The 2,849-nt window shown below is 29.9% G+C and carries 3 protein-coding genes; all 3 read left to right on the plus strand.

Features of this window, described 5'->3' with window-relative positions:
- A partial coding sequence (locus GFJ41_RS17605; RefSeq protein ID WP_264318555.1) for a pyridoxal-dependent decarboxylase occupies positions 1–734 on the plus strand: 734 nt, incomplete at its 5' end.
- A gap of 92 nt (positions 735–826) precedes the next feature.
- Entirely contained in the window at positions 827–1,888 is a 1,062-nt protein-coding gene (locus GFJ41_RS17610) for a DUF2776 family protein (RefSeq protein WP_170075956.1), read from the plus strand.
- Positions 1,889–2,102: 214 nt separating this feature from the next.
- Positions 2,103–2,849 (plus strand): pyridoxal-dependent decarboxylase (locus GFJ41_RS17615; protein WP_264318556.1); only part of this gene is annotated, 747 nt, incomplete at its 3' end.

The raw sequence follows: 2,849 nt of genomic DNA on the forward strand, positions 1-2,849 counted from the left end.
TAGATGCATTACTTGAAGAATACAATAAAACAGCAAAAATAAGTGTACCAATACACGTAGATGCTGCATCAGGTGGATTATTTACACCATTTATAGATCCAGATATGGAATGGGATTTTAGATTGAAAAATGTAGTATCAATAAGTACATCAGGACATAAATATGGATTAGTATACCCAGGTATAGGATGGGTAATATGGAAAGATGAAGAGTACTTACCAAAAGAATTAATATTTGAAGTAAGTTACTTAGGAGGATCAATGCCAACAATGGCAATAAACTTCTCAAGATCAGCAAGTCAAGTAATTGGACAATATTATAACTTCTTAAGACTTGGATTTGAAGGATACAGACAAATACATCAACGTACAAAAGATGTAGCTATGTACTTATCTGATGAAATAGAGAAAACAGGATTATTCAAAATTTATAATAATGGAGAAAATTTACCAATAGTATGTTATAGATTAGTTGATAATGCTAATGTAGAGTGGACATTATATGATCTAGCAGATAGATTAGCAATGAAAGGATGGCAAATACCAGCATATCCATTACCAATCAACTTAGACAAAACAATAATACAACGTATAGTATGTAGAGCAGACTTAAGTCATGATATGGCTGAATTATTTATAAGAGATTTAAAAACAGCAATAAAAGATTTAAATGACGCAAATGTATTAGTACACGGTAAAAAAGAAGAAAACAAAGTATACGGATTCACTCACTAATATAAAAAGAAATGTTTTATTCAGCAACTAGTGCTAAATTAATTACACTAGTTGCTTTTTCTTTAAAGTTATAAATTAAGGAGGGAATTAAAGTGAATTATTATATTAGTATTCTTTTTCGTGCAATACCATTAGTAATGGGAGCTATGTGCTTAGGATATGGTATTTATGTTAAGGACTTAGGACAGGCGATAGGATCAGACTTTCTAGTAGCAGGACATGTTTTAATATACTTAACTGCTATATGTATAGCTTTATTTACTACAGCTGCAACAATAATCTTACAGATTATAAATAAATATAATAAATTTTATAAATGGGCATTGCCAATAATAGGTTACTTAGCAGGCATTGTTACTATTGTTTCAGGTATCGTTTTATGGAGAGTAGGAATATATATACCTCCGTATTTTGTATCAGGTAATGTAGTACTTGGATTAGGATTAATAACTTGTTGCGTTGCAACAGTTGCCACAGCCTCAACTAAATTCATGATGATTCCACAAAATGGAGCTAATTTAAAAGAAGGAGAAAATCCAGAAGGAGCATTTAAAGAGTCTACTGTAAAAATACTTATAGGAATACCAACTATATGCACAATTCTTGCCTTTTTTAGAGGAGCATATTTATTATTCAACTCAGTTTCAAGTGATTATTTAGTAGCGGGTCATGTTTTGATAGGAATTGGATTTGTTTGTTCTAGCTTAATTTTATTAGTAATTAGTATAGTTAAACAGATACAAAATAAATTTACAGAAAAAGAACGTTATAGATGGGCGATACTTGTAGCTGTATTTGGAACTATAGATATATTATGGGGAATTGCAATTTTATGTATATCTAAAGATCCGATTATGATAGCCCCAGGTTATGTTCTAATTGGATTAGGTATAGTATGCTACAGTATTTTAAGTAAAGTATTATTATTAGGAATGGTTTGGAGAAAGTCAAACCCATTAGCAAAAAGAGTTCCGCTAATACCGGTATTCACAGCGCTGATATGTTTGTTTATTGGAGCATTTTTATTTGAATCAGAAATATTTAATATAGCTTATTTTATTCCTGCGCGTGTAATGATTGGGTTAGGAGCAATCTGCTTTACATTATTTTCAATAGTGTCAATATTAGAAAGTGGAACATCTTCGTCAAAATAGCAAGAAAAATTGCAAAAAAATGTTTAACTAGTTTTAAACGTGGTATATATAAAATATAATAAAAAACTAAGAAATTAAAAGTAAATCAAAGTATTTTAAAGAATAGTATTTGTAAATACTTATATATATGTTGATTTTAATTAGAATTGTTTTTTTATTAATAAAAATACATAAAATTTATATGACTTAGTGCATATATAAGGAGGTTTTTAAAATGTTATATGGTAGAAAAAATCAATTAGGAGATAGTTATGATACTCCAATATTTGGGACAACAGAATCTGGCTCTAGCGTGCCAAAAGATGTTTTAGGGAAAGATTCTATTGCTCCAAATGTAGCTTACAGATTAATAAAAGATGAGTTAATGAATGAAGGAAATGCAAGACTTAACTTATGTACATTCTGCCAAACATATATGGAAGATGAAGCAACAAAACTTATGGCAGAAACATTAGAAAAAAATGCAATAGATAAATCTGAATATCCACAGACAACAGAGATGGAAAATAGATGTGTAAATATGATAGCAAACTTATGGAATGCTCCAAAAGAATTAAATTATATAGGAACATCAACAGTAGGATCATCAGAAGCATGTATGCTTGGTGGTATGGCTATGAAGTTTAGATGGAGAAACAGAGCAGAAAAATTAGGAATAGATACAACAAAGAGAAAACCAAACTTAGTAGTATCATCAGGATTCCAAGTTTGTTGGGAAAAATTCTGTGTATACTGGGATATAGAAATGCGTTTAGTACCAATGGATGAAGAACACATGAGTTTAAACATAGATAAAGTTTTAGATTATGTGGATGAATATACAATAGGGGTTGTAGCATTACAAGGAATAACATATACAGGAAAATTCGATGACATAAAAGCACTAGATGCATTACTTGAAGAATACAATAAAACAGCAAAAATAAGTGTACCAATACACGTAGATGCTGCATCAGGTGGA

This window comes from Paraclostridium dentum, assembly GCF_012922555.1.
Classification (GTDB): Bacteria; Bacillota; Clostridia; order Peptostreptococcales; family Peptostreptococcaceae; genus Paraclostridium; species Paraclostridium dentum.